At 71.4% G+C, this 20,739-nt stretch carries 21 protein-coding genes and 1 tRNA gene; 10 read left to right on the top strand and 12 right to left on the bottom strand.

Annotation, left to right across the window (positions count from 1 at the left end; translation table 11 throughout):
- Nucleotides 1-22: 22 nt before the first annotated feature.
- The 4 genes from ACODT5_RS37450 to ACODT5_RS37435 form a co-directional block, all read right to left on the bottom strand.
- Complete coding sequence (locus ACODT5_RS37450; RefSeq protein WP_422523483.1) at nt 23-514, bottom strand: copper chaperone PCu(A)C; 492 nt, start codon at nt 512-514, stop codon at nt 23-25.
- Nucleotides 511-1,164 (bottom strand): SCO family protein, encoded by a 654-nt coding sequence (locus tag ACODT5_RS37445; RefSeq protein ID WP_422523482.1) that lies wholly within the window; start codon nt 1,162-1,164, stop codon nt 511-513. The genes ACODT5_RS37450 and ACODT5_RS37445 overlap by 4 nt, the downstream gene beginning before the upstream one ends.
- 131 nt (nt 1,165-1,295) lie before the next feature.
- Nucleotides 1,296-2,024 carry a YcnI family copper-binding membrane protein gene (locus ACODT5_RS37440; protein ID WP_422523481.1) on the bottom strand — a complete coding sequence of 243 codons (729 nt, stop codon included), beginning with the start codon at nt 2,022-2,024 and terminating at the stop codon, nt 1,296-1,298.
- A gap of 110 nt (nt 2,025-2,134) precedes the next feature.
- Nucleotides 2,135-2,950: a hypothetical protein gene (locus ACODT5_RS37435; RefSeq protein WP_422523480.1), complete on the bottom strand. Its 816-nt coding sequence runs from the start codon at nt 2,948-2,950 to the stop codon at nt 2,135-2,137.
- 275 nt (nt 2,951-3,225) lie between these two features.
- Between ACODT5_RS37435 and ACODT5_RS37430 the strand changes: the two genes are divergently transcribed.
- Entirely contained in the window at nt 3,226-3,750 is a 525-nt protein-coding gene (locus ACODT5_RS37430; protein ID WP_422523479.1) for an ATP-binding protein, read from the top strand.
- Nucleotides 3,751-3,810: 60 nt separating this feature from the next.
- On the opposite strand, the gene ACODT5_RS37425 is transcribed toward ACODT5_RS37430, so the two are convergent.
- Nucleotides 3,811-5,277, bottom strand: coding sequence for an aminopeptidase P family protein (locus ACODT5_RS37425; RefSeq protein WP_422523478.1), 1,467 nt, complete (start codon nt 5,275-5,277; stop codon nt 3,811-3,813).
- Nucleotides 5,278-5,441: 164 nt separating this feature from the next.
- Nucleotides 5,442-7,058, bottom strand: a complete 1,617-nt coding sequence (locus tag ACODT5_RS37420) for a PP2C family protein-serine/threonine phosphatase (protein WP_422523477.1) — start codon at nt 7,056-7,058, stop codon at nt 5,442-5,444.
- A 407-nt stretch (nt 7,059-7,465) separates the two neighbouring features.
- Between ACODT5_RS37420 and ACODT5_RS37415 the strand changes: the two genes are divergently transcribed.
- Nucleotides 7,466-8,164, top strand: coding sequence for a bifunctional DNA primase/polymerase (locus ACODT5_RS37415; RefSeq protein WP_422523476.1), 699 nt, complete (start codon nt 7,466-7,468; stop codon nt 8,162-8,164).
- Nucleotides 8,165-8,317: 153 nt separating this feature from the next.
- Nucleotides 8,318-8,968, top strand: a complete 651-nt coding sequence (locus ACODT5_RS37410; protein WP_422523475.1) for a hypothetical protein — start codon at nt 8,318-8,320, stop codon at nt 8,966-8,968.
- 264 nt (nt 8,969-9,232) lie between these two features.
- On the opposite strand, the gene ACODT5_RS37405 is transcribed toward ACODT5_RS37410, so the two are convergent.
- From ACODT5_RS37405 to ACODT5_RS37395, 3 genes are all read right to left on the bottom strand, one after another.
- Nucleotides 9,233-10,207, bottom strand: coding sequence for a DUF5926 family protein (locus ACODT5_RS37405; RefSeq protein WP_422523474.1), 975 nt, complete (start codon nt 10,205-10,207; stop codon nt 9,233-9,235).
- 192 nt (nt 10,208-10,399) lie between these two features.
- A complete protein-coding gene (locus ACODT5_RS37400) occupies nt 10,400-10,906 on the bottom strand; it encodes an ATP-binding protein (protein WP_422525149.1) in 507 nt (168 codons plus the stop codon).
- Nucleotides 10,907-11,086: 180 nt separating this feature from the next.
- The gene (locus ACODT5_RS37395) at nt 11,087-11,887 is read right to left on the bottom strand and encodes a glycerophosphodiester phosphodiesterase (RefSeq protein WP_422523473.1); all 801 of its coding nucleotides are present in this window, start codon (nt 11,885-11,887) and stop codon (nt 11,087-11,089) included.
- A gap of 236 nt (nt 11,888-12,123) precedes the next feature.
- Here ACODT5_RS37395 and ACODT5_RS37390 point away from each other — a divergent pair, with 236 nt between their 5' ends.
- From ACODT5_RS37390 to ACODT5_RS37365, 6 genes are all read left to right on the top strand, one after another.
- Complete coding sequence (locus tag ACODT5_RS37390; RefSeq protein WP_422523472.1) at nt 12,124-13,701, top strand: S1C family serine protease; 1,578 nt, start codon at nt 12,124-12,126, stop codon at nt 13,699-13,701.
- A 118-nt stretch (nt 13,702-13,819) separates the two neighbouring features.
- The gene (locus tag ACODT5_RS37385; RefSeq protein WP_266907002.1) at nt 13,820-14,725 is read left to right on the top strand and encodes a LysR family transcriptional regulator; all 906 of its coding nucleotides are present in this window, start codon (nt 13,820-13,822) and stop codon (nt 14,723-14,725) included.
- 109 nt (nt 14,726-14,834) lie between these two features.
- The gene (locus ACODT5_RS37380) at nt 14,835-15,389 is read left to right on the top strand and encodes a cysteine dioxygenase family protein (RefSeq protein WP_422523471.1); all 555 of its coding nucleotides are present in this window, start codon (nt 14,835-14,837) and stop codon (nt 15,387-15,389) included.
- A complete protein-coding gene (locus ACODT5_RS37375; protein ID WP_422523470.1) occupies nt 15,389-16,447 on the top strand; it encodes a YeiH family protein in 1,059 nt (352 codons plus the stop codon). The genes ACODT5_RS37380 and ACODT5_RS37375 overlap by 1 nt, the downstream gene beginning before the upstream one ends.
- 134 nt (nt 16,448-16,581) lie before the next feature.
- The gene (locus tag ACODT5_RS37370) at nt 16,582-17,529 is read left to right on the top strand and encodes a trypsin-like serine peptidase (protein WP_422523469.1); all 948 of its coding nucleotides are present in this window, start codon (nt 16,582-16,584) and stop codon (nt 17,527-17,529) included.
- Between the two features lie 57 nt (nt 17,530-17,586).
- Nucleotides 17,587-17,671: transfer RNA gene (locus ACODT5_RS37365), tRNA-Ser, on the top strand.
- Nucleotides 17,672-17,771: 100 nt separating this feature from the next.
- Here ACODT5_RS37365 and ACODT5_RS37360 read toward each other — a convergent pair.
- The 3 genes from ACODT5_RS37360 to ACODT5_RS37350 form a co-directional block, all read right to left on the bottom strand.
- Nucleotides 17,772-18,392 (bottom strand): hypothetical protein, encoded by a 621-nt coding sequence (locus ACODT5_RS37360; RefSeq protein WP_422523468.1) that lies wholly within the window; start codon nt 18,390-18,392, stop codon nt 17,772-17,774.
- Between the two features lie 102 nt (nt 18,393-18,494).
- Nucleotides 18,495-19,454 (bottom strand): FAD-dependent monooxygenase, encoded by a 960-nt coding sequence (locus ACODT5_RS37355; protein WP_422523467.1) that lies wholly within the window; start codon nt 19,452-19,454, stop codon nt 18,495-18,497.
- 33 nt (nt 19,455-19,487) lie between these two features.
- Nucleotides 19,488-19,703: an NAD(P)-binding protein gene (locus ACODT5_RS37350; RefSeq protein ID WP_422523466.1), complete on the bottom strand. Its 216-nt coding sequence runs from the start codon at nt 19,701-19,703 to the stop codon at nt 19,488-19,490.
- A gap of 295 nt (nt 19,704-19,998) precedes the next feature.
- On the opposite strand from ACODT5_RS37350, the gene ACODT5_RS37345 reads away from it, so the two are divergent.
- Nucleotides 19,999-20,421: a DUF6344 domain-containing protein gene (locus tag ACODT5_RS37345; protein ID WP_422523465.1), complete on the top strand. Its 423-nt coding sequence runs from the start codon at nt 19,999-20,001 to the stop codon at nt 20,419-20,421.
- The last annotated feature ends 318 nt before the right edge of the window (nt 20,422-20,739 follow it).

Here is a 20,739-nt window from a genome sequence, read left to right as displayed (position 1 = left end):
GGCGTGTCAGTCCCTCGGTCCGTCAGTGGGCGGTGCCGTCGGTGGATGCCGGAGCCTTGTACGTCCGCTCCTTGACGTCCAGCTCGACCTTGACCGGGCCGGACTTCTCGAAGCGCAGTTCGATGGTGACCTTGTCACCGACCTTGGGGGTGTTCTTGAGCCCCATGAACATGACGTGGTTGCCGCCGCGCGCGAGCTTCAGCTCGCCGTTCGCGGGCACGTCCATGGACTGCACCTGCTGCATCTTCTGATCCTTGGTCTCGTGGACCTGCAGATCGTCGGAGAGCGGGCTCGTGGCGCCGGTCAGCTTGTCGGCCGTCTTGGAGTCGTTCTTGATGACCATGAACGCGCCGGCCATCTTGTCGTTCACGGGCTCCGGCATGTAGCCGCCGCTGACCGTCAGCTTCGGCGCGCCGGCGGAAGCGGACTCGGAGTCCGAGGAGCAGCCGGATATGGCGAGCGCGGCCGTCAGGGAGAGGGCGGCGGCGAGGGTGCGGGTGGTGCGGGCGTTCACGGGTTCTCTCCCTTGACGATCTTCGGCAGGTCCTTGGTGTAGTCCTCGACGGTGGTGCTTTCGCCGTAGAGGAGGTACCCCTCGTCGGTCTTGGGCGAGAAGACGATGACCTGGGCGCCGTGCATGGAGACCACGTTGCCGTTGGCATCCTTCGTAGGGGCCTCGATACCGATGCCGAGCGTGCGTGCGGCGGCCTGGATGGTGGCGAAGTCCCCGGTCAGCCCGGTGAACGCCGGGTCCTGGCCCTTGAGCCACGCGCCGAGGGACTCGGGAGTGTCCCGTTCCGGGTCGGTGGTGATGAAGACGACCTGGAGCTTGTCCTGGTCGGCCTTGGGAAGTGCCTTCTTGGCGACGGCGATGTTGCTCATCGTCAGGGGGCACACGTCGGGGCAGTTGGTGTAGCCGAAGTAGATGAGCGTCGGCTTGCCCTTGGTCTGCTCGCGCAGGTTCCACGACGTGCCAGTGGTGTCCGTGAGGACGACGTCCGGCTTGTCGAAGGGGCGGTCGAGCACGGTGGCGGACCCGGCTTTCGCCTGGTTCTCGCTGATCTGGGTGACCTGGCCGTTCTTGGCCGGTTCACCACCGCAGGCGGTGAGGGCGAGGGCGGCCGCCGCCACGAGGGCGGCGAGCGTCACACGTGTGGTGCGCATGGGAAAGTCCCTGGGATCGGGGGTGGTACGGGTGGATCCGCGAGCCCGGCCGGCCCGGATGACCGGCCGGCTGCGCGGGATCTTCACATCAGCAGGAGCTCAGGAGCTCAGGAGCTCAGGAGCTCAGGAGCTCAGGAGGTGCGGCGGCGCGAGGTGACGCCGAAGGCCACGCCGCCGAGTCCGATGACGATGCCGGCGATGCCGAGGGCCCGCGCGGTCGTGTCGGAGCCGCTCTTGGCGGCGGCCGAGTCGTGACTGTCCTTGTGGTCGGCGTCGGCGTTCTTCGCCTCGTCCGCCGGCTTCTTGGCGGCGTCGCCGTGGTGGTCGGCGCCGGCGGCGGTCAGCTTCAGGACGGGCGCCGGGGTCTGCGGTTCAGCGGCGCCCTCCTTGGGCTCTTCGATCCAGCGGACGACCTCGCCGTTGTCGTAGGTCTGGATCGCCTTGAAGACCATCTGGTCGGCGTTCTCGGGCAGCTTGCCGACGGAGACCGGGAACTGCTGGAACTTGCCGGCCTCGATCTTGCCGCCGGACCAGGTCACCTTGGTGACGACCTCGTTGACCTGCTTGCCGTGCACGGTGAGCGGCTTGTCGAGCTTGGTCTTCTCGACGGTGGACGTCCAGCCGGGGATGTCCTGCGGCATGACGGACGTGAGCGGCTGGTCGACGGGGAAGTTGACCTCGAGCTGCGTGGTCGAGGCGTTGTCGCGCTCGTTGGGGACCTTGAAGTTGAGGGTCGCGTAGCCGCCCTTGGCGGCCTCCCCGACGGGCTGCACGCCGACGTGGGCGAAGGCGGTGCCGGAGAGCAGGAGGACGGACCCGGCGGCGAGGGCGGCGGCGAAGGAGACGCGAGAGGTCTTCATGGCAGAAACACTCCACGGAAGCTGTGGTGACGGTGGCTCCGCGCGCGGCGCGCACGGAGTTCGCGGCACCGGTGCTCCCGTCGTGAGTCCCGGGGAGGAGGGGTGCCGCTTCAGGCTGCGAGGGCGAACGCCGTGGGCGGCCCGCGCCTGATCACCGTGTGCTGGAGTGCGTCCCGCCCCGTGGAGGGCCCGGAACCGGTCTCGTGGCCCGCTGCCCGCGGTGTACGGGCAGGCCGGCCCGGAAGGCCCGCGCCGAGGGCCCGTACGTAGGCCAGTGCGGCACGCAGCGGGCGCACCGGTCCGGCCGCGGCGGAGAGCCTGGACAGTTCGAGGAGGCGGAACAGTGCGGCGTCGCCGCGCCCGAGCAGCCAGCCGGCGGCGAGTGCGGCCAGCAGGTGCCCGATCAGCATGGCCGGGCTGAGCAGCCCCACCAGTCCGGTGGCAGGCTCCACGAGGCCCTGCCCCATGTGGGCGTGGGCCATGTGCCCCTGCGCCTCGGCCTGCGCGGCCACGGCGTCCGGGTCCAGCCCGGCGCTCTCCAGGATCCGCCGGGCATCGGCCGGGTGGATCGGGACGGAGTTGCCCCCGCACACCAGTTGGGCGGCCAGCGCCGCGAGCGAGGTCTCCGAGGAGGAGCCGCCGCCCGCCGAGGCGTTGTGCTGGCCGAGGCCGAACACCGTGTGCAGTGCGAGCTGTCCGCCCGCCAGCGCGCCGGCGATGCCGGGCAGCGAGCGGCGGCGTCCCGCGAGGGGAGCCGCCACCGCGAAGACGGCGAGGAAGCCGGCGCAGAGGGACCACCAGGGCACCGTCGCGCAGGAGGCCAGTGCGTGCCCGGCCGCGGACAGCACGACACAGACCGCGGTGAACACCGCGGCCCGGATCAGCCTGAGGCCGGGTCCGGCCTGCGTCGCGTGGGGGGCAGTCATGGCCGGGCCATCATCGCACTGGCCTTAGGCGCCGCATGCGGCAGGTGCGACAGCAGGTTTGCATTCCCGCGCACGGATGCCAGGAGCGCCTCGGTGCACGCGCCCCCGAGTGCTGCCCCTATTGCTCCCCGATTGCTCCCCTTCCCGGGGCCCCCCGAGCCCTCCCCCACCCGGCCCCGCATACACCGCCGCCCGGGAGCGCCGCATCGGCCGAACGAGGGCTCTGTCGGCCTTCGGGGGCTTAGCCCCGGCCCCGGGCGGCAATAGGTAACCGTATGAGCATCTGGTGGTCTCTCCACTTGAGGCGCGAAGCAGCGAGTGTGCCCCTCGCGAGGCGACTGCTGCTGGGGACGATGGAGACCGCGGGGGTGGACCCGGACATCTCCTTCGACCTGTCGGTGGCGCTGAGCGAGGCGTGTGCGAACGCGGTGGAGCACGGCGGCCGCGAACCCGTCCCGCGCTCCGGGCACACGGACGACGCGCCGTACGCGGACAACGCGCCGTACCTGGACGACGCGGCCTCGGGCAGCGGATCCCCCGACGGGACCGGGGCGTACCACGTCACGGCCTATCTGGACGGGGACCGCTGCCGCATCGAGGTGAGCGACTCGGGCCCCGGGTTCCCGCCCGCGACGGTGGCCCGCCGCAGACCGTCCCTGGCCGAGCACGGCCGGGGACTGCACCTGATCGAGGAGCTCGCCGACCACGTCCGCTTCCGCAACCGGCCGGGCCGGGGCGCCGTGGTCAGCTTCGACAAGATGCTGAAGTGGCGGGACGACTCCCTGCTGAAGGTGTCGTAGACGCGCCGATGGGCGGAACCCGTGGAGGGTCCCGCCCATCGGCGCGTACGAGCGGTGGCGTCAGCCCTTGAGCCGCGCCATCCAGGCCTCGACCTCGTCCGAGGTGCGGGGCAGACCGGCCGACAGGTTCCGGTTGCCGTCCTCGGTGACGAGGATGTCGTCCTCGATCCGGACCCCGATGCCGCGGTACTCCTCCGGCACGGTCAGGTCGTCGGCCTGGAAGTACAGACCGGGCTCGACGGTCAGGCACACGCCCGGCTCCAGCGTGCCGTCGACGTACGCCTCGGTGCGCGCGGCGGCGCAGTCGTGGACGTCCATGCCGAGCATGTGGCCGGTGCCGTGCAGGGTCCAGCGGCGCTGCAGGCCGAGCTCCAGGACGCGCTCGACCGGCCCCTCGAGGAGGCCCCACTCGACGAGCTTCTCGGCGAGCACGTGCTGGGAGGCGTCGTGGAAGTCGCGGAACTTCGCGCCCGGCTTGACGGCGGCGATGCCGGCTTCCTGGGACTCGTAGACCGCGTCGTAGATCTTGCGCTGGATGTCGGTGTACGTGCCGCTGATCGGCAGCGTGCGCGTGACGTCGGCGGTGTAGAGGGAGTGGGTCTCCACACCGGCGTCGAGCAGCAGCAGGTCTCCGGAGCGGACGTCGCCGTCGTTGCGGACCCAGTGCAGGGTGCAGGCGTGCGGGCCGGCGGCGCAGATGGAGCCGTAGCCGACGTCGTTGCCCTCGACGCGGGCGCGCAGGAAGAAGGTGCCCTCGATGTAGCGCTCGGAGGTGGCCTCGGCCTTGTCGAGCACCTTCACGACGTCCTCGAAGCCGCGGACGGTGGAGTCGACGGCCTTCTGCAGCTCGCCGATCTCGAACGCGTCCTTCACGGCGCGCGCCTCGGAGAGGTAGACGCGCAGCTCCTCGTCGCGCTCCTTGGTGACCTTGTCGGTCAGGGCGGTCTCGATGACGGAGTCGTGTCCGCGGACGCTGCGGACGGGGCCCTCGACCTCGGCCAGCTCCTCGGGGAGCTTGCGCACGTCCTTGGCCGGGATGCCCAGGAGCTGCTCGGCCTCCGTGAGGGAGTGGCGGCGGCCGACCCACAGCTCACCGCTGCCGGAGAGCCAGAACTCGCCGTTCTCGCGGTCGGAGCGGGGCAGCAGGTAGACGGTGGCCCGGTGGCCGGTCTCCCCCACGGGCTCCAGGACCAGGACGCCGTTCTCGGTCTGGTCGCCGGTGAGGTACGCGTACTCGGTCGAGGCGCGGAAGGGGTACTCGGTGTCGTTCGAGCGGGTCTTCAGCCGTCCGGCGGGGACGACGAGCCGCTCGCCGGGGAAGCGCCGGGACAGTGCGGAGCGGCGGGCGGCGGTGTGCGCGGCCTGGGCGATCGGCTCCAGTCCGCGCAGCTCGGTGTCTGCCCAGCCCGTGCGCATGCTCGCGGCGAGCTCCTCGCTGACACCCGGGTACAGCCCGTTCTTGCGCTGCTTGTGCTTCTTCTTGGGCTGCTCTTCTTCCGGGGTCTCCGGGGTGAGCTCGTCAGCCACGTCTTCTCCTCAGTACGACGGACACGGACCGGGTATGGACCTCATCCATCGTATGTGTGAGCGGACGCCCGCCGACGGGTCGTGTGACAAATCCGCCAAACCAGGTCACACGACCCGCCTCTCACTTCCCCGTCACTCGAATCCCCTCGTCACGAACCGTCTCGTCACTCGAACCGCGCCGCAAGCAGCACGATGTCCTCGGAGGCGTCTGCCGGGGAAGCGGGCCCGTCCCCTTCGCCGTCCGGCAGCACGGTCCGCAGGATGTGGTCGCAGATGGCGGCCGGGTCCTCGCGGGCGCTACGGGGGATCCCCGCGGCAGCGGCGTGCAGCCGCGCGTACGCACGGTCCATCGGGTCCCCGGTGCGCCGGAGCAGCCCGTCCGTGTACAGCAGCACCGTTTCTCCGGGCTCGGGCTCGATCTCCACGCTCGGAGCCTCCCAGCAGGACAGCATTCCGAGCGGTGCGGAGAGAGTGGTCTCCACGTACTCGGTGCGCCGCTCGCCGATCAGCAGCGGCGGCGTGTGCCCGGCTCCGGCCAGGATGAGCTTGCGCCCCCGGCTGCCCGCCGGGCCGCCCGGCTGGCCCCCGGCGGGCTCGCAGTAGGCGAAGAGCGCGGTCGCCGAGCGCGCGGGCTCGGTCAGGCGCAGCAACAGCTCCAGGTCGGAGAGGACGGCGACGGGGTCCTCGCCCTCCATGACGGCGTACGCCCGCAGCGAGGCGCGCAGCCGCCCCATCGCGGCGACGGCGCTCGGTCCCGAGCCGGTGACGGAGCCGACGGCCAGCCCGAGGGCGCCCTCCGGCAGCGGCAGCGCGTCGTACCAGTCGCCTCCGCCGTGCGGGCCGGTGTAGTGCCGGGCGGCGAGCTGGACCCCGGGGATCCGGGGGAGCCGGCTGGGCAGCAGTTCCTCGGCGACGGTGGCCAGGCCGGCGCGGGCGCGCTCCACCTCCAGCATCCGGGCCAGGTGCTCGGCGGCGTGCCGGACGTACAGCCCGGCCAGGTCGCGCTGGCGGTCGCTGGGCTCGGCCTGTTCGTCGTAGAGCCAGACGGCGGCGCCGAGCCGGCCGGTGGCGTCGGCGGTCAGCGGCAGCGCGTAGCTGGCGGCGTAGCCCAGGCGGGCGGCGACCTCGCGGTGGCGGGGGTCGACGGGGGTGGCGTAACCGTCGCCGCCGGGGCCGGCGGTCGTGCCGGGCTCGGGCAGGACCTCCGAGCCGCCGTTGGCGTCGGGCAGACCGTCGAGGATGCGGCCGTACGAGGTGGCGCTGCGCGGCACCGTCTCGATGTGGCCGAGGTCGGCGTGGCCGAGGCCGAGGCCGATCGTGGTGGTGGGGCCGAGTCCGTCGGAGGGCTCCAGGACGATCAGGCCGCGACGGGCGCCGACGAGGGCCGCACCCGCCCGCAGGAACTCATGGAGGGAGGCGGTGAGGTCACTGGCGCGGGCGAGCCGCTCGGTGAGCTCGTGGAGGGTGGTGAGGTCGGAGACCATGCCCGCGAGACGGTCCTGAATGACCGAGCTCGCCGCAGGGCCCTGCGCCGGCGGGTGGACCGCTCGAGGGCTCGTCGATGTGGACACGGCCGTGGGCGCCGGTGTGGGCGCCACAGTGTGCGGGGACGCTGTGACAGCTGGATCGATTCCAGCCACTTTCGGCAGATGCGGGGCGCTCATGGCGTCCGCCTTTCCAGCTGGTGCGATTCGCCATATAGCATCGCAAACCCCCAGATCATGCTGCGCCGCTATCAATGAATCCACATCTACACGCACACGAGGAGCGATGTCCAGCATTGCCCAGGTGGGAATCCTGGTGTCCGTGGGACGGCAACTCACTGTCCGGTCAGGGCTAGAACTTGGCCGGAAAAAGCGGGAAGCGGATGGTTTTTGCGGTCGACTGGGCGAGTCAGTCGGCCGGTCCGGGTACGTAATCCGTTGCACCCGGGGAGAGTTGGCGCAGCCCGGTGCTCGCCGGGAACCGTCGGGCACGGCCCGTCGTCCCCATCGACGACAGCCGTCCCCCGCGCGGTCCCGGGTCGCGTACCGCCCCCGACGGACGTTTCATGGACCCGTAAGAAAACTGCACGAACCGTGTGAACCTGCTTCAGGCGGACAGTGACGCGAAACGTGTACGTGTGGTGAACCACCGCTTACATGGTGTGATGTGGCCCTCGGCGTTCAACGGAAAGGAACGAGCGCTCATGCGCGAGATCCTCGGAAGGCGTCTCCAGCGGCTCCGCAATCGCTTGCAATCCCTGCGCCCCGCCCCGCCGCAGGGTGATGCGCCGGCTCTCGTCGAAGCGGCGCTGACCTGCGCCGCCACCTGGCACTGGCCCGTGCTGCCGGGCGTCGGACGCTCCGGCACCGACAGCTCGCGGTGCGCCTGCCCCGACCCCGACTGCGCCGTACCCGGCGCGCACCCCTTCGACCCCGGCCTGCTCGCGGCCACCACCGACCCCCGGATGGTGTCCTGGTGGTGGGCCAACCGGGCCGGTGCCCCGATCCTGCTGGCCACCGGCGGGAGCGCGCCCTGCGCGGTGAGCCTGCCCGCCGCGGCGGCCGCGCGTGCCGTCGTACGGCTGGACGCCGACGGGATGCGGCTCGGGCCGATCGTGGCGACGCCCACGCGGTGGTCGCTGCTCGTGGCGCCGTACTCGCTGGAGCGGCTCGGCGAGATCCTCTACGCCAAGGACCACGTGCCCTCCTCGCTGCGTTTCCACGGCGAGGGCGGCTACTTGCTGCTGCCGCCCTCCTCCGCGATCGGCGGCGGCCAGGTGCGGTGGGAGCGCGAGCCCGCGGGTGCCGGGAAGGTCTGGCTGCCGGAGGTGGAGGCGGTCGTGGACGCGCTGGTGGAGGCGAGCAGCGGGGCCCCGGGCGGCGGGAGCCGGCTCGCGTACTGACCGTGCGCTCTCGCGTACTGACGCCCGTGCGCTCTCGCGTACTGACGTCCGTGCACTGACGGATCACTCGTACGGGTGCCAGCGAGACGAGTTTCCAAGGGAATTGGGCGCGGGGATCTCCGCGCCCCATTCCCGCATCGCTATCTTCGGCGAATGAATCTCCGCCTGATCGGTATCGGCGCCGGTGTGTTGATCATCTTGTCGCTCCCGTTGGCGGGAGCGATCGCCGGGCCGGATTTCGCCGGTCAGAGCGACGGAAAGGGCGGCGGGCTGCTCTCGACCTTCGGCCTGGGCCACCCGCCCAAGGACGACCCGGGGTCATCGGACTCCGCGGCCGACGAGAAGTCCGGGGGTTCGGCCGGTTCGGGCGGCTCGGGAGCGAGTTCGGCTTCCGGCCGGTCCCGTACGCAGCCTCCCGCCGCGGCGCCGGCCCGCCCGGGCCCGGCCGAGCAACCGCAGACGGACGCCCGCTGCGGCCCCGAACTGTCCTCCCCCCAGGGGGTGGAGGCGCAGACGTGCGTCCTGTCGGGCGAGGGTCGGACGTGGGGGCGCAGCTACTACCGGAACGCCAGCGGCCGCGCGCTCGACGCGGTGCTCACGGTGATGGGTCCGGCGGGGCGCACGGTGCAGATCCGCTGCGCGGTCGGCGCGGGCGACGAACCGGGGCTGTGCGAAACGCCGAGGGAGTCGTCGGCGGGGGACCCGGAGGACTACTCGGCCGTAGCGGAATTTGCAGTTCCGGATGATGAAGGAGCCCTGCTCCTGCGGTCCGGGAGCAACTCACCGGTACCGGGTGACGGTTGAGCGTCACCGGAAAATCAAGGGCCCGGTCGCTGGCGACGGGGGATGCACCAGCGACCGGGCTACAAGAACGGTAACAAGAGATCGCCTGTTCGCAAATTCGATCTCTGATATTCGGACACCGATTTGCAGGCGATTAGCGGGAGTTGTGACTCCGGTCACCGGTGAGCGGTCACCGGGGACCCTCCCGGGGGCCCTCCCGCGCACTCTCGCGCGCCCTCTCCCGCGGACCCTCGTGGCCGGCCCGCGAACGGGCCGGCCATCCGGTCAGCTGAGCGTGACCTGGCGGTTGGTGAGGCCGCCGCGTGCACGGCGCTCCTCCGTGGTCAGCGGCGCGTCCGTCGCGAGGGCCGCGGCGAGCCGCTCCGCGAGCTCGGCCGCGGGCTTCTCCACGTCCTCGGCCGAGACTCCGGTCGGCAGGTCCCAGACGGGGACCATCAGGCCGTGGGCGCGGAAGGAGCCGACCAGCTTGGTGCCCTCACCGAGCGAGGACGTACCCGCGGCGGACAGCCGCGCGAGTGCGTCGAGCAGCTTCTCCTCGGCGTGCGGCATGACCCAGCGCAGGTGGTTCTTGTCCGGGGTCTCGCACCAGTAGGCGGCGTCCACGCCGGTCAGCTTGACGGTCGGGATGGCGGCGGCGTTGGCGCGCTCCAGGGAGGCGGCGATCTCCGGGGAGGCGTTCTGGGCGCTCTCCGCTTCCGGAAGCCAGAATTCGAACCCGCTGTGGACAACCGGCTCGAAACCGTCGTCCACGGACAGGAGATCCTGAAGTCGCGGACCCTCGGCCGGAACCCGGCGGGCCGCGACGACGGTGCCGGGCTCGGCAACGAGCGCGCGCTCCAGGGTGTCGGCCATGTCCCGGGCGAGGTCGCCGCTGGTCGAGTCGTTCTGCAGGCCGAGCAGGACGGAGCCGTCCTCGCGGCGCAGTGCCGGCGAGGCCAGCGGGAGTACGGTCACCAGCGTGACGGAGGGGACGCCCTCGGGCAGTCCGCCCTTGAGGGTGAGCGGCACGGTGGCGGCGGGGACGAGCTCGCGCAGCGCCACCCAGTCGCACTCGCCGGGCAGGCCCTCGAACGGCCGGGCCACGTGCTCGGTGACGGCGTGCGCGGCGGCCGCGCCGTGGCAGGCCTTGTAGCGGCGCCCGGATCCGCAGGGGCAGGGCTCGCGAGCGCCCACTACCGGGATCTCCCCGCTGTTGAGCTGCGGCTTTGCGGACTTCGCGGCGGGGCGCTTCTTGGCCATCGTGGGTGTCTCCCGGTTGCGGCGGTACGGCGTCGGTCTGGGCGCGAGCCTAGCCGTTCGTACCGCCACAACCGGTGGGGTGCGGCCGGGAGCACGGTCGGCGTGCGCTCCCGGACGGCCGCCATCCGTCCACCCGCGGTCGAGGACCGGTCGGATCGGGGATCCGGGACGGTCGGTCAAGTACCGGTCGGATCAGGGATCCAGATCGTCGAAGGCCGTACTGAAATCGATCGCCGGGGGCGCAACGCGCGTAGCGAAATCCTCGTGCCGGGCCCCACAGGCAACGGTCGCCCAGACGGTGACCTCACCCGCCGCTCCGTCCCGGACACCCCAGTCCTGGGCCAGGGCGCTGATGATGTTCAGCCCCCGCCCGCCCCGCGCGGTGACCGAGGGCTTGGCCGGGATGGGGCGGGTGGGCCCGCCGCCGTCCGTGACCTCGACCGTCAGCCGCCCCGCCTTGTCGACGCGCCACGACGCTTGTATCCCGCCGTCCCCGATGTCCCGCGCTCCCAGCGGTCTGCCGTGTCGGCAGGCATTGCTGAGCAGTTCGGAAAGGATCAGAACGGCGTCATCCACGATCGATTCGGACACTCCGCTGATGCGCAATTGCTCGCGCATCCGGTGCCTCGCCTCGCCCACGCCCGCAGGACCATGGGACACGTCCATGCACGACGACGTGGGCACTTCCTGTGCCACCATCAACGCCACCCCCGGAACCTCCTTAGCCCCACGCATGGTCTGGATGCCCCAATGGCCTGGACCGGAAACCGCCGGACCGGCGCCCTCTGACGCATTCACGGAGACCGAACGCGGAGTGGATGCGCCGGTGCACACCCCGTAACGGGTGGTGCGCCTGTGGCGAGTGCGCAAAGCGGGACGTCAGCGCCCCAGCTGTGACAAAACTTGTCGCGGCCTGTTCGTGATGATCGCTTCCACACCCAGATCAGCGCAGAGCTGAACATCTTCCGGATCGTTCACGGTCCACACGTGAACGGAATGGCCGGCGGCCTGAAGTTTTCGGATGAAGGCCGGGTGGTTGCGCACGATCCGCATCCCCGGCCCGGCGATCCGCACTCCGGCCGGCAGCCGCCCGTCCCGCATCCGGGGTGAGATGAACTGCATCAGGTAGACGGTCGGTACCGTCGGCGCGGCCGCCCGCATCCGGTGCAGGGAGCGCGCGGAGAAGCTCATCACCCGGACCGGGTGCGGCCCCTCGGCGGGCGGGGCGTCCAGTGCGAAGCGCTTGAGGAGGAAGAGCAGGCGCTCCTCCACCTGTCCGGCCCAGCGGGTCGGGTGCTTCGTCTCGATCGCCAGCTGTACCGGGCGCCCGGCGTCCGTGACCAGCTCCAGCAGCCGCTCCAGGGTGAGCACGGAGGTCCGCTCGGGGTCGGCGTCCCAGTCGGGGGACTCCTCCCGGTCCTTCCACGAGCCGAAGTCGAGGGCGGCGAGATCGGCCAGCTCCAGGGCGGAGACGGCGCCGCGGCCGTTGGAGGTGCGGTTCACCCGCCGGTCGTGGACCAGGACCAGATGGCCGTCGGCCGTGAGCCGGACATCGCATTCGAGGGCGTCGGCCCCGTCCTCGATCGCCTTGCGGTAGGCGGCCAGCGTGTGTTCGGGGGCATCCTCCGAGGCGCCGCGGTGGGCGACGACCTGGATGGGGCGCGGCGTTGCGTGATTCACCGGCCCATGGTGCCACCGGGAAGGGCCCGGATGTCGGGGAGAGCCCTGCGGGCGCTTCTGGGGATGCGCCTGAAATGTCGGAGATAAAGGATGGGGGAGACTCACAGGTCCGGCTTACAGTGCTCTGACGGGGCATGGGAAAGGCTTTGCCCAGGAACTTGTACGGCACGTCGAACGTTCGGTCGGACCGATATCGCCCGTATTTCTGAAGCCGTGTGTGACGAGGAGAGAGCGCTGTGAGCACCGAGAACGAGGGCACCGCGGCCCCGACACCCCCCGCGGCTCCGCCCGTACCCCCGGTGGCCGCGCCCGTCGACGCAGCGCCGTCCGCGCCCGCCGCGCCGGCGCCCGTGGAGCCGGTGACGCAGCAGCTGCCGCCGGCGCCCGCGCCCGGCACGGAGCCGACCCAGCAGCTCCCCCAGACCCCGGCGGCTCAGCCCCCGGCAGTGCAGACCCCGGTGGCCCAGCCCGCCGCGGCCGTCCAGCCTCCGGCTCCCGCCTATGCCGAGAGCCCGGTCCCGCCGGTGCACCCGGCGTACGAAGAGGCCCCCGCTCAGGCCCCCGCGCCGCAGGCGATGGGAGCCGAGGGCTGGCCTCCCCCGCCGCCCGCGGCCCCGGCGTACGGGGCCGGTGACGGCCAGGGCGGTGGCGGCTGGGGCGTGCCCCTGGCCACCGACGGCGCACCGCAGCCCAAGCGGAAGGGCAAGGGCGGCATGATCGCGGGCGTCCTCGCGGCGGCGCTCCTCGCGGGAGGCGTCGGCGGCGGCGTCGGCTACTGGGCCGCCGACCGGAGTGCCAACGGCTCCGGCTCCACCACGGTCAGCGCCGGGAACACGCCCAAGGACCTCAAGCGCGATCCGGGCTCCGTCGCGGGCCTGGCCGCCGGCGCGCTGCCCAGCGTCGTCACCATCGAGGCCTCGGCCGGAGACGGCGAGGGCGGCACCGGAACCGGGTTCGTCTACGACCAGCAGGGCCACATCCTCACCAACAACCACGTGGTCGCCTCCGCGGCCAACGGCGGCAAGCTCAGCGCGACCTTCTCCGACGGCAAGAAGTACGAGGCCGAGGTCGTCGGCCAGGCCCAGGGGTACGACGTCGCCGTCATCAAGCTGAAGAACCCGCCGTCCGGGCTCAAGCCGCTGCCCCTCGGCGACTCGGACAAGGTCGCCGTCGGCGACTCGACCATCGCGATCGGTGCTCCGTTCGGCCTGTCCAACACGGTCACCACCGGCATCGTCAGCGCCAAGAACCGCCCGGTCGCCTCGGGTGACGGCTCCAGCGGCAAGAACTCGTACATGAGCGCCCTCCAGACGGACGCCTCGATCAACCCGGGCAACTCCGGCGGTCCGCTGCTCGACAGCCGGGGCGCGGTCATCGGCATCAACTCGGCGATCCAGTCGGCCGGCAACGGCGGCTTCGGCGGCGGCCAGGCCGGCTCCATCGGCCTCGGGTTCGCCATCCCGGTGAACCAGGCGAAGAACGTCGCCGAATCGCTGATCAAGACGGGCAAGCCGGTCTACCCGGTGATCTCGGTCTCCGTGGACCTCGCGGCCAAGACCAACGGCGCGAAGATCTCCGAGACGGGCGCCTCGGCCAACGAGCTGGTCGACCCGAACGGCCCGGCGGGCAAGGCGGGGCTGAAGCCCGGCGACATCATCACCGAGCTCGGCGGCAAGCCGATCGACAGCGGCCCGACCCTGATCAGCGAGATCTGGACGTACAAGCCGGGTGACACGGTGAAGCTGACCTACCTGCGCGGCGGCAAGCCGACCACGGTGGACATCACGCTCGGCTCGCGGGTCGGCGACAAGTAGCCGACGGCCGCCGCACACGAAGCAGTCCGGCGGCGGCAGGACCAACTGGCTTGATGGTGAGGGGCCGTAGGCGCGATTGTGCCTGCGGCCCCTCCCAACGTCCGCTTATGCTTCGACCGTGTTCGATTCGCGGCACATACGGACGTTCCACGAGGTGGTCGCCTCGGGGTCCTACTCGGCCGCCGCCCGGGTCCTCGGGTACACCCAGCCCGCGATCACCCAGCAGATGAAGGCGCTCGAACGCGCCGTCGGCACCCCGCTGTTCACCCGCGTGGGACGCCGCATGCAGCTCACCGAGGCCGGGGAGTCGATGGCCCGGCACGCCGAGGCCATCCTCGGCAGTCTCTCCGCCGCCGAGGCCCAGCTGAAGGCGTACGCCCGGCTGCGGACCGGCCGCGTCCGGCTGTGCGGCTTCCCCAGCGCCAACGTCACCCTGGTCCCGGAAGCCCTGAGCAGCCTGGCCAAGGAACACCCGGGCATCCAGGTCGAGCTGCTGGAGGGGGAGCCCCCGGACTCCTTGCGCAGGCTGGAGCGGGGCGAGTGCGACATCACCCTGGCCTTCACCTATCCCGGGCTGCACGAGGAGGTCCCGGAAGAGGTCGCCGAGGTCAGGCTCATGGAGGACCAGCTGACGGTGCTGCTGCCGACCGGGCACCCGCTGGCCCGGCGGCGGGCCGTGCACCTCGCGGACCTCTCCGAGGAGCGGTGGATCGCAGGCTGCCCGCGCTGCCGGGCGAACCTGCTGCACGAATGCGCGGGGCTCGGCTTCGTGCCCGACATCCGGTTCGCCACCGACGACAACCTGGTGGTCCAGAGCCTGGTCGCACAGGGCCTGGGCGTGGCCATGATGCCCGCCCTGGTGCTGCCCTCGCTCTCGCTGAGCAAGGTGTGCGGGCGGGCCCTGCTGCCGGCCGCGCGCCGTCACATCGCCGCGCACGTGTACCGCGACCATCTGCGGGTCCCGGCGACCGCGGTGGTGCTGGAGGCTCTGAGGCAGGCGGCCTCGAACCGCGTCGGCTGCTGAACCGGCCCGCCGGAGGATCCCGCTCCACCCTCAACCCATAAGCCAAGCTTGGGATTTCATCTCATAACTGTCGTTGGACGTGATGGGTGGGCTCCTCGACGCTCCCCTTATGACCACCACCACGCCGGCCCGCACGACCGCGAGGATGGCCGCCCTCATCAGTGAGATCCGCACGGTCGTGGACCGGGGGCTGGCCCCCGACCTGACCGCCTACCTGGTCGGCGAACGCCTCGCCCCGCACCTGGGGGCGCCCGGTCTGCTCACCGCCGAGCAGTGCGAGGGGCACCCCGACCGCTACCGGCAGCACGTCCTGCACGCGGAGCCGGACGGCAGCTTCTCCGTGGTGGCCCTGGTGTGGCTGCCGGGCCAGGAGACCGCCATCCACGACCACGTCTCGTGGTGCGTGGCCGGGGTGCACGAGGGTGAGGAGAGCGAGCTCCGCTACCGTCTCGTCCCCGCCACGGCCACCACCGGCGCCCGGCTGGTGACGACCGAGCACGTGGTCAACGGCCCCGGTGAGGTCTGCGGGTTCGCCCCGCCCGGCGACATCCACAAAGTCCGCAACTCCTGTCGTACGAAGGCGATATCCCTGCACGTCTACGGCGCCGACGTCGTACGCCTGGGCAGCAGTGTCCGCCGCGTCTACACGCTGCCGACCGACTGATGGCCCTGCTGAACCGCCCGGTGCGCGGGGCGGGATCATCGAGTCCGGTCGATGTTTCACGTGAAACATCGTCATCGTGGCCCGGGTTGGGCCTCGCGGCGGCCGGCGTCCTGGTGGCCTGGTCGGTGCACCGGCTGGCGCCCTGGGCGCCGATGCTGACGGTGTCGGTGGTGCTCGGCATCGCAGCGGCGCACCTCCCCCGTCTACGGACCTTCGTACGGGGCCCCGCGCGCCCGGGTCTCTCCCTGGCCGGGCGGCGCCTGATGAGGATCGGCATCGTCCTGCTGGGCCTGGCGCTGGGACTGGACGAGGTGCTCCGGCTGGGCTGGGCCACCGTGGCGATGGTGGCCGCGGTGGTGGCGGCGACCTTCCTGGGCACCCTCTGGCTCGGCCGTCGGCTCGGACTCCCGGGGGACCAGCCGTTGTTGATAGCCACCGGGTACTCGATCTGCGGAGCCTCGGCCATCGGAGCCGTCAGCCAGGTATCGGGCAGCGACGAGGAGGACGTGGCCTCCTCGGTGGCCCTGGTCACCCTGTGCGGCACCCTCGCCATAGCCGTCCTCCCGCTCCTCCAGTCTCCACTCGGACTCTCCGACCCGGACTTCGGCCGGTGGGTGGGCGCGAGCGTCCACGACGTCGGCCAGGTGGTGGCGACCGCCCAGACGGCAGGACCCGGCGCTCTCGGTGAAGCGGTGCTGGTCAAGCTGATGCGGGTGGCGATGCTGGCCCCGCTGGTCGCGGCGGTGGCCTTCTCGGTACGGGCCCGCAGGCGCGGAGTGCGCACTCCCACGGGCCGCCGGCCGGCTCCGGTGCCGCTGTTCGTGGCCGGGTTCCTCGCGGCGGCCGCGCTGCGCGCCACCGGGACACTGCCCGACGTAGCGCTGGAGTGGGCGCACACCGCCCAGGAGCTACTGCTGGCCGCAGCCCTGTTCGGCCTGGGCAGCGCGGTCCACCTGCCCACCCTGTCCCGTACCGGCGGCCGTGCGGCCCTCCTCGGCCTCGCGGCCTGGGTAGTGGTGGCCGGAGCCTCGTACGCGGGTGTCCTCCTCACCACCTAACCGGAGTTGGCCATTTCCTGGCCGGAACCGACCGAACGTTCCGACTGGTGCCTGACATCTCGTTCACGGCGTGCCACTCTGCCCCCGATCCGCACCGACAACTCTTCATCCGGGCACGGCAGAAGGAGTCATGCGTGAATCGCCATCGGACAGCCATATCGGTCTTACTCGCGACGGGAGCCCTGCTCGCGGGCGCGTTGACGGCGGCCTCCCCCTCGGCCGCCGAGCAGCGCCCCGCCCCGGGCTCCTGGTCGGCCGAGCGGATGCGGGCCGCCACCCCGCTGGACATCACGGCCGCCCCGGGCATTGCCGCCCCGGGCACGGCCGCGCGTACGGCAGCCACCACCGCGGAGCGCCCCACGACGATCGCCCCGACCCCCGCCGACGCCTCCCCCACGGCCTTCCCCCAGCCGGGCGGAGCCTGGACCTCCGGTGGCGCGGTGGTCAGAACCTCGGGCCGGGTCTTCTTCACCTTCAACGGGAAGAGCGCCTCCTGCTCGGGCGACTCGATCGCCAGCGCCAACGGCAGCACGGTGATCACCGCCGGCCACTGCGTGAAGTACCAGGGAGCCTGGCACACCGACTGGATCTTCGTCCCGGGATACGACAACGGGAACGCGCCCTACGGGCAGTGGACGGCCACCAAGACCTTCGCGACCGACCAGTGGGTGGCGAGCGAGGACATGAACATGGACGTCGGCCTGGCCGTCGTCGCCCCGCTGAACGGACGGACGCTCAGCCAGGCCGTCGGAGCCCAGGGCATCGTCTTCAACGGGGGCTACAACAAGAAGATGTACGCCTTCGGCTTCCCGGCGGCGGCCCCGTACGACGGGACCAAGCTCGTCTACTGCAGCGGCAACAGCGGCAAGGACTTCCTGCTGACCAAGGACCACAGCCTGCCGTGCAACATGACCGGCGGCTCCAGCGGCGGCCCCTGGTTCCAGGACTTCAACGAGGCGACCGGCCTGGGCACCCAGGTCTCGGTGAACAGCTTCGGCTACACCTTCCTGCCGAACCGGATGTTCGGCCCGTACTTCGGCAACGAGGCGAAGGCGGCCTACGACAAGGCCCAGACCGCCTGACCCCCTGCGAATCCCCAGCGCCACCCACCCCCACCGCCCGGTACTCTGTACCCGCCAGGTGGGTTGCCCGAGCGGCCTAAGGGAACGGTCTTGAAAACCGTCGTGGCGCGAGTCACCGTGGGTTCAAATCCCACACCCACCGCACCAGGCAGGGCCGAGGCCCAGCCCGAAGGGGTGCCACCGATCAGGTGGCACCCCTTCTGCGTTCGCCCCGGCTCACGCAGGCGTCTTGGCAGTGCGGGTCAGCCGAACCAGACGACCAGGCGGACGCCCTCGTCCCCGTGCAGGCCCGCGAGGGTCCGCATGACGGACCAGACGGCGCCCCAGTCGCTCTCGGGCACGGTGTCCCGGCGTCGGAGGCGGCCGATGCGGAAGAGACGGTCGCCGTCGGGCCACTCCGTGCCCTCGGGGTGGGCGCGGCCTGCACGGTAGATGGCTCGGGGATCGGTGATGCCGGAGAGCTCGGCAAAGCGGGTGAGGCCGGTGTTCCGGCCATACAGCTCCCAGGTTCCGTCGGCGCCGCGGCGGTACTCCTGGACGCAGTCGTCGACCTCGTTCGAGAGTTCGTCCCAGTCCGCGGCCTCCAGCTCCGCCCAGGTGATCCAGGACGAGCCCCTCGAATCCCTGCCCCACGACTCGACGGCCGTGCGGCTCTCCTGAGATGCGTCCGTGGGCAGGCCGCGGTAGTCGGCGAGCGGACGGAACGCGGTGGTCTCGCGCCCGCCGAACAGTGACCCGAAGGCGGCGTAGGAGCGGCCGTTGTAGAGGTCCGCGATGTCGGCGGCCTTGCCCCAGCTGCGGTCGTCCTCGTCCAGCCAGCGATCCCAGCGGCACTCGATGAAGCCGTAGATGTCTGTCCCCATGCCGGGAATCGTCCTCCGCGGGGCGGAGGCGGGGCCAGGGATTTTCGGTGCGCCCGCCGGGCCAGTGGTAGGCGCCCCGGCGCCCGCCCGCCGCCGGCGCGGTCAGTAGTCCTTGAGGGTGATGGAGTTCGCAGCCTTCTGGATCGGCTGCATGACCTTGGCCATCATCCGCTCCTTGCCCGGCAGGCGGCCGAGGAGGGAGAGGACGGTCAGCTGGATCGAGATCTGGCGCTTGGTCCGCATGACCATGTGCTTGATGTTCGAGGGGCCGAGCTTCTGGTTCTCCTCGGCGAAGGCGCGCATCTCGCGTTCGTAGGCCGCGAAGCCGATCGCGTGGTCGCCGCCGGCCGCCGCGAGCTCGCCCGCCAGGACGTAGGCGCCGACCAGGGCAAGGCTCGTGCCCTGTCCGGAGGCGGGCGAGGCGCAGTACGCGGAGTCGCCGACCAGGGCCGTGCGGCCTTTGGACCAGCGGTCCAGGTGGGCCTGGCTGAGGGAGTCGAAGTAGAAGTCCGGGGCCTCCTCCAGCGCCGCGAGGAGCCGGGGCACCTCCCAGGCCTCGCCCGCGTACGCCTGCGCCAGCTTCTTCTTCTGCCGGGAGACGTCGTGGCGGTCGTACTCCAGCGGCTCCGAGGCGAAGAGGAACATCGCCTTGGCCCCGGTGTCCTTGGCCGTGCTGTAGGTGAGGGCCGTGCGCAGGGGAGAGACGTAGGTCAGCTCCCAGCGGTCGAGGTCGAGGTGGTTGGGGACGCTGTAGATGGAGACGTAGTAGCCCAGGTCCCGGATGAAGCGCTCCTCGGGGCCGAAGACCAGTCCCCGGGTGTTGGAGTGCAGCCCGTCGGCGCCGACGACCAGGTCGAAGACGCGCCGCGCACCGCTGTCGAACCCCACCTCGATGCCGTCCGCCGTCTCCGTGGCGGAGGCGATGGAGTCGCCGAAGAGGTACTCGACGCCGTCGGCTCCCTCGACTCCGAGGTCGTAGAGGATCCGGTTGAGGTCACCGCGCAGGATCTCCGCGTCGTGGCCCGCGCGGCCGCCGAAGGTGTCGCCGTCCAGCGTCGCCACCCGCTTGCCGGCCGCGTTGACGATGGAGCCGCCCTAGACGTCGGTCCGCTGTTCGCGGATCGCGTCGAGGACCCCGGCGCGGGAGACCACGTCGAGCGCGGCACCCCGGATGTCGATCTTGTAGCCGCCTTCACGGAGGGCGGAGGCGCGCTCGACCACGGTCGGCCGGAAGCCGTGGTGGCGCAGCCAGTAGGCCAAGGCGGTGCCCGCGATGCCGGCGCCCGATATCAGTACGTTTCGGTTCTGCATGGAAACCTGGTCCCCCGACCATGAGAAGAAGATCCGCCGCGCCGTGGATGGAGCATGCTGGGCGGGCTGAGTGGATGTCAACATCCGTCCAGAGATGGGGAGATGGCGATCTTCTGGCGGGGTTCCGGCCTGGTGTCGCGTACGGATCCAGAGGCCTGGAATTGTGCGATTAGCCCCTTTGGGTGGTGTTTGTCGGAAGATCGGCGCGGGGCGTGGAGGCGTTCCGGTTGCGCCCGCATCATGACGAATGTATTCAGATCCACCCGTCGGAACATCGCGAAAAGAGGGACCCGTCATGGCTCACCGCAGCACCATCGCGTCGATCTGGACCACCGTCCTCGCGGCCCTCGTGGCCCTCCTCACCACCCTCGGCTTCGGCGGCAAGGTCGCTCAGGCCGCCGCGACCCCGCTCTCCTCCTCCCCCGCCGCCGCCCCCGCGGCCACCGCGGCGAACCGGCCGGCCTTCATGGCCCGGCGGACCTGGAGGGCGATGATGCGCGGTGGTTCGCTCCCGCCCACCATCAAGCAGCGCATCCGCGCCGAGGCCCACGGCAAGACCCCGTCCGTCCGCCGCTCCACCACCGCCCTGGCCGCCGGCTCCGGAGCCGAGTCCGAGTCCGAGTCCGAGTTCGGAGTGGACGCCGGCGTCCGTAGCGCCGTGCTCGCCGCAGCGGTCCGCGTCGGAGCCGCTCGCCGGGAGATGGCGCTCGCCGCGTAACGCGCGGCACGGAGCGACGAGTGACGGAGTACTCGTACCGCGGCAGACGCGGGACCCGTTGACCCCAGGGCTCGTTGATCGCAGGACGCAGGACGCAGGACGCAGGACGCAGGACGCAGGACGCAGGACGCAGGACGCAGGACGCAGGACGCAGTGCGCGCAGGTGCAAGGTGTAGGCCCAGTGCGCGGCGCCCAGTGTGCAGGACACGGCAGCACCCAGTGCTCGTACCAGTACCAAGTACCAGTACCAAGTACCAGTAGCGCCCAGCACCCCCAGTAGGCCGCAGCACGCAGGAGCAACGCAGGAGCAAGGCAGCA

Source organism: Streptomyces tatrensis, assembly GCF_049310065.1.
Taxonomy (GTDB): Bacteria; Actinomycetota; Actinomycetes; order Streptomycetales; family Streptomycetaceae; genus Streptomyces.
The sequence above is the reverse complement of the archived record's forward strand: the minus strand, read 5'-3'. Positions and strand labels throughout refer to the sequence as shown.

What these genes read in the sequence shown, in the direction of transcription:
- ACODT5_RS37445 (WP_422523482.1), bottom strand. Translation starts at nt 1,164, where the DNA reads ATGCGCACCACACGTGTGACGCTCGCCGCCCTCGTGGCGGCGGCCGCC.
- ACODT5_RS37440 (WP_422523481.1), bottom strand. Translation starts at nt 2,024, where the DNA reads ATGAAGACCTCTCGCGTCTCCTTCGCCGCCGCCCTCGCCGCCGGGTCC.
- ACODT5_RS37435 (WP_422523480.1), bottom strand. Translation starts at nt 2,950, where the DNA reads ATGACTGCCCCCCACGCGACGCAGGCCGGACCCGGCCTCAGGCTGATC.
- ACODT5_RS37430 (WP_422523479.1), top strand. Translation starts at nt 3,226, where the DNA reads ATGAGCATCTGGTGGTCTCTCCACTTGAGGCGCGAAGCAGCGAGTGTG.
- ACODT5_RS37420 (WP_422523477.1), bottom strand. Translation starts at nt 7,058, where the DNA reads ATGCTGGACATCGCTCCTCGTGTGCGTGTAGATGTGGATTCATTGATA.
- ACODT5_RS37415 (WP_422523476.1), top strand. Translation starts at nt 7,466, where the DNA reads ATGCGCGAGATCCTCGGAAGGCGTCTCCAGCGGCTCCGCAATCGCTTG.
- ACODT5_RS37410 (WP_422523475.1), top strand. Translation starts at nt 8,318, where the DNA reads ATGAATCTCCGCCTGATCGGTATCGGCGCCGGTGTGTTGATCATCTTG.
- ACODT5_RS37405 (WP_422523474.1), bottom strand. Translation starts at nt 10,207, where the DNA reads ATGGCCAAGAAGCGCCCCGCCGCGAAGTCCGCAAAGCCGCAGCTCAAC.
- ACODT5_RS37400 (WP_422525149.1), bottom strand. Translation starts at nt 10,906, where the DNA reads ATGGTGGCACAGGAAGTGCCCACGTCGTCGTGCATGGACGTGTCCCAT.
- ACODT5_RS37380 (WP_422523471.1), top strand. Translation starts at nt 14,835, where the DNA reads ATGACCACCACCACGCCGGCCCGCACGACCGCGAGGATGGCCGCCCTC.
- ACODT5_RS37375 (WP_422523470.1), top strand. Translation starts at nt 15,389, where the DNA reads ATGGCCCTGCTGAACCGCCCGGTGCGCGGGGCGGGATCATCGAGTCCG.
- ACODT5_RS37360 (WP_422523468.1), bottom strand. Translation starts at nt 18,392, where the DNA reads ATGGGGACAGACATCTACGGCTTCATCGAGTGCCGCTGGGATCGCTGG.
- ACODT5_RS37350 (WP_422523466.1), bottom strand. Translation starts at nt 19,703, where the DNA reads ATGCAGAACCGAAACGTACTGATATCGGGCGCCGGCATCGCGGGCACC.
- ACODT5_RS37345 (WP_422523465.1), top strand. Translation starts at nt 19,999, where the DNA reads ATGGCTCACCGCAGCACCATCGCGTCGATCTGGACCACCGTCCTCGCG.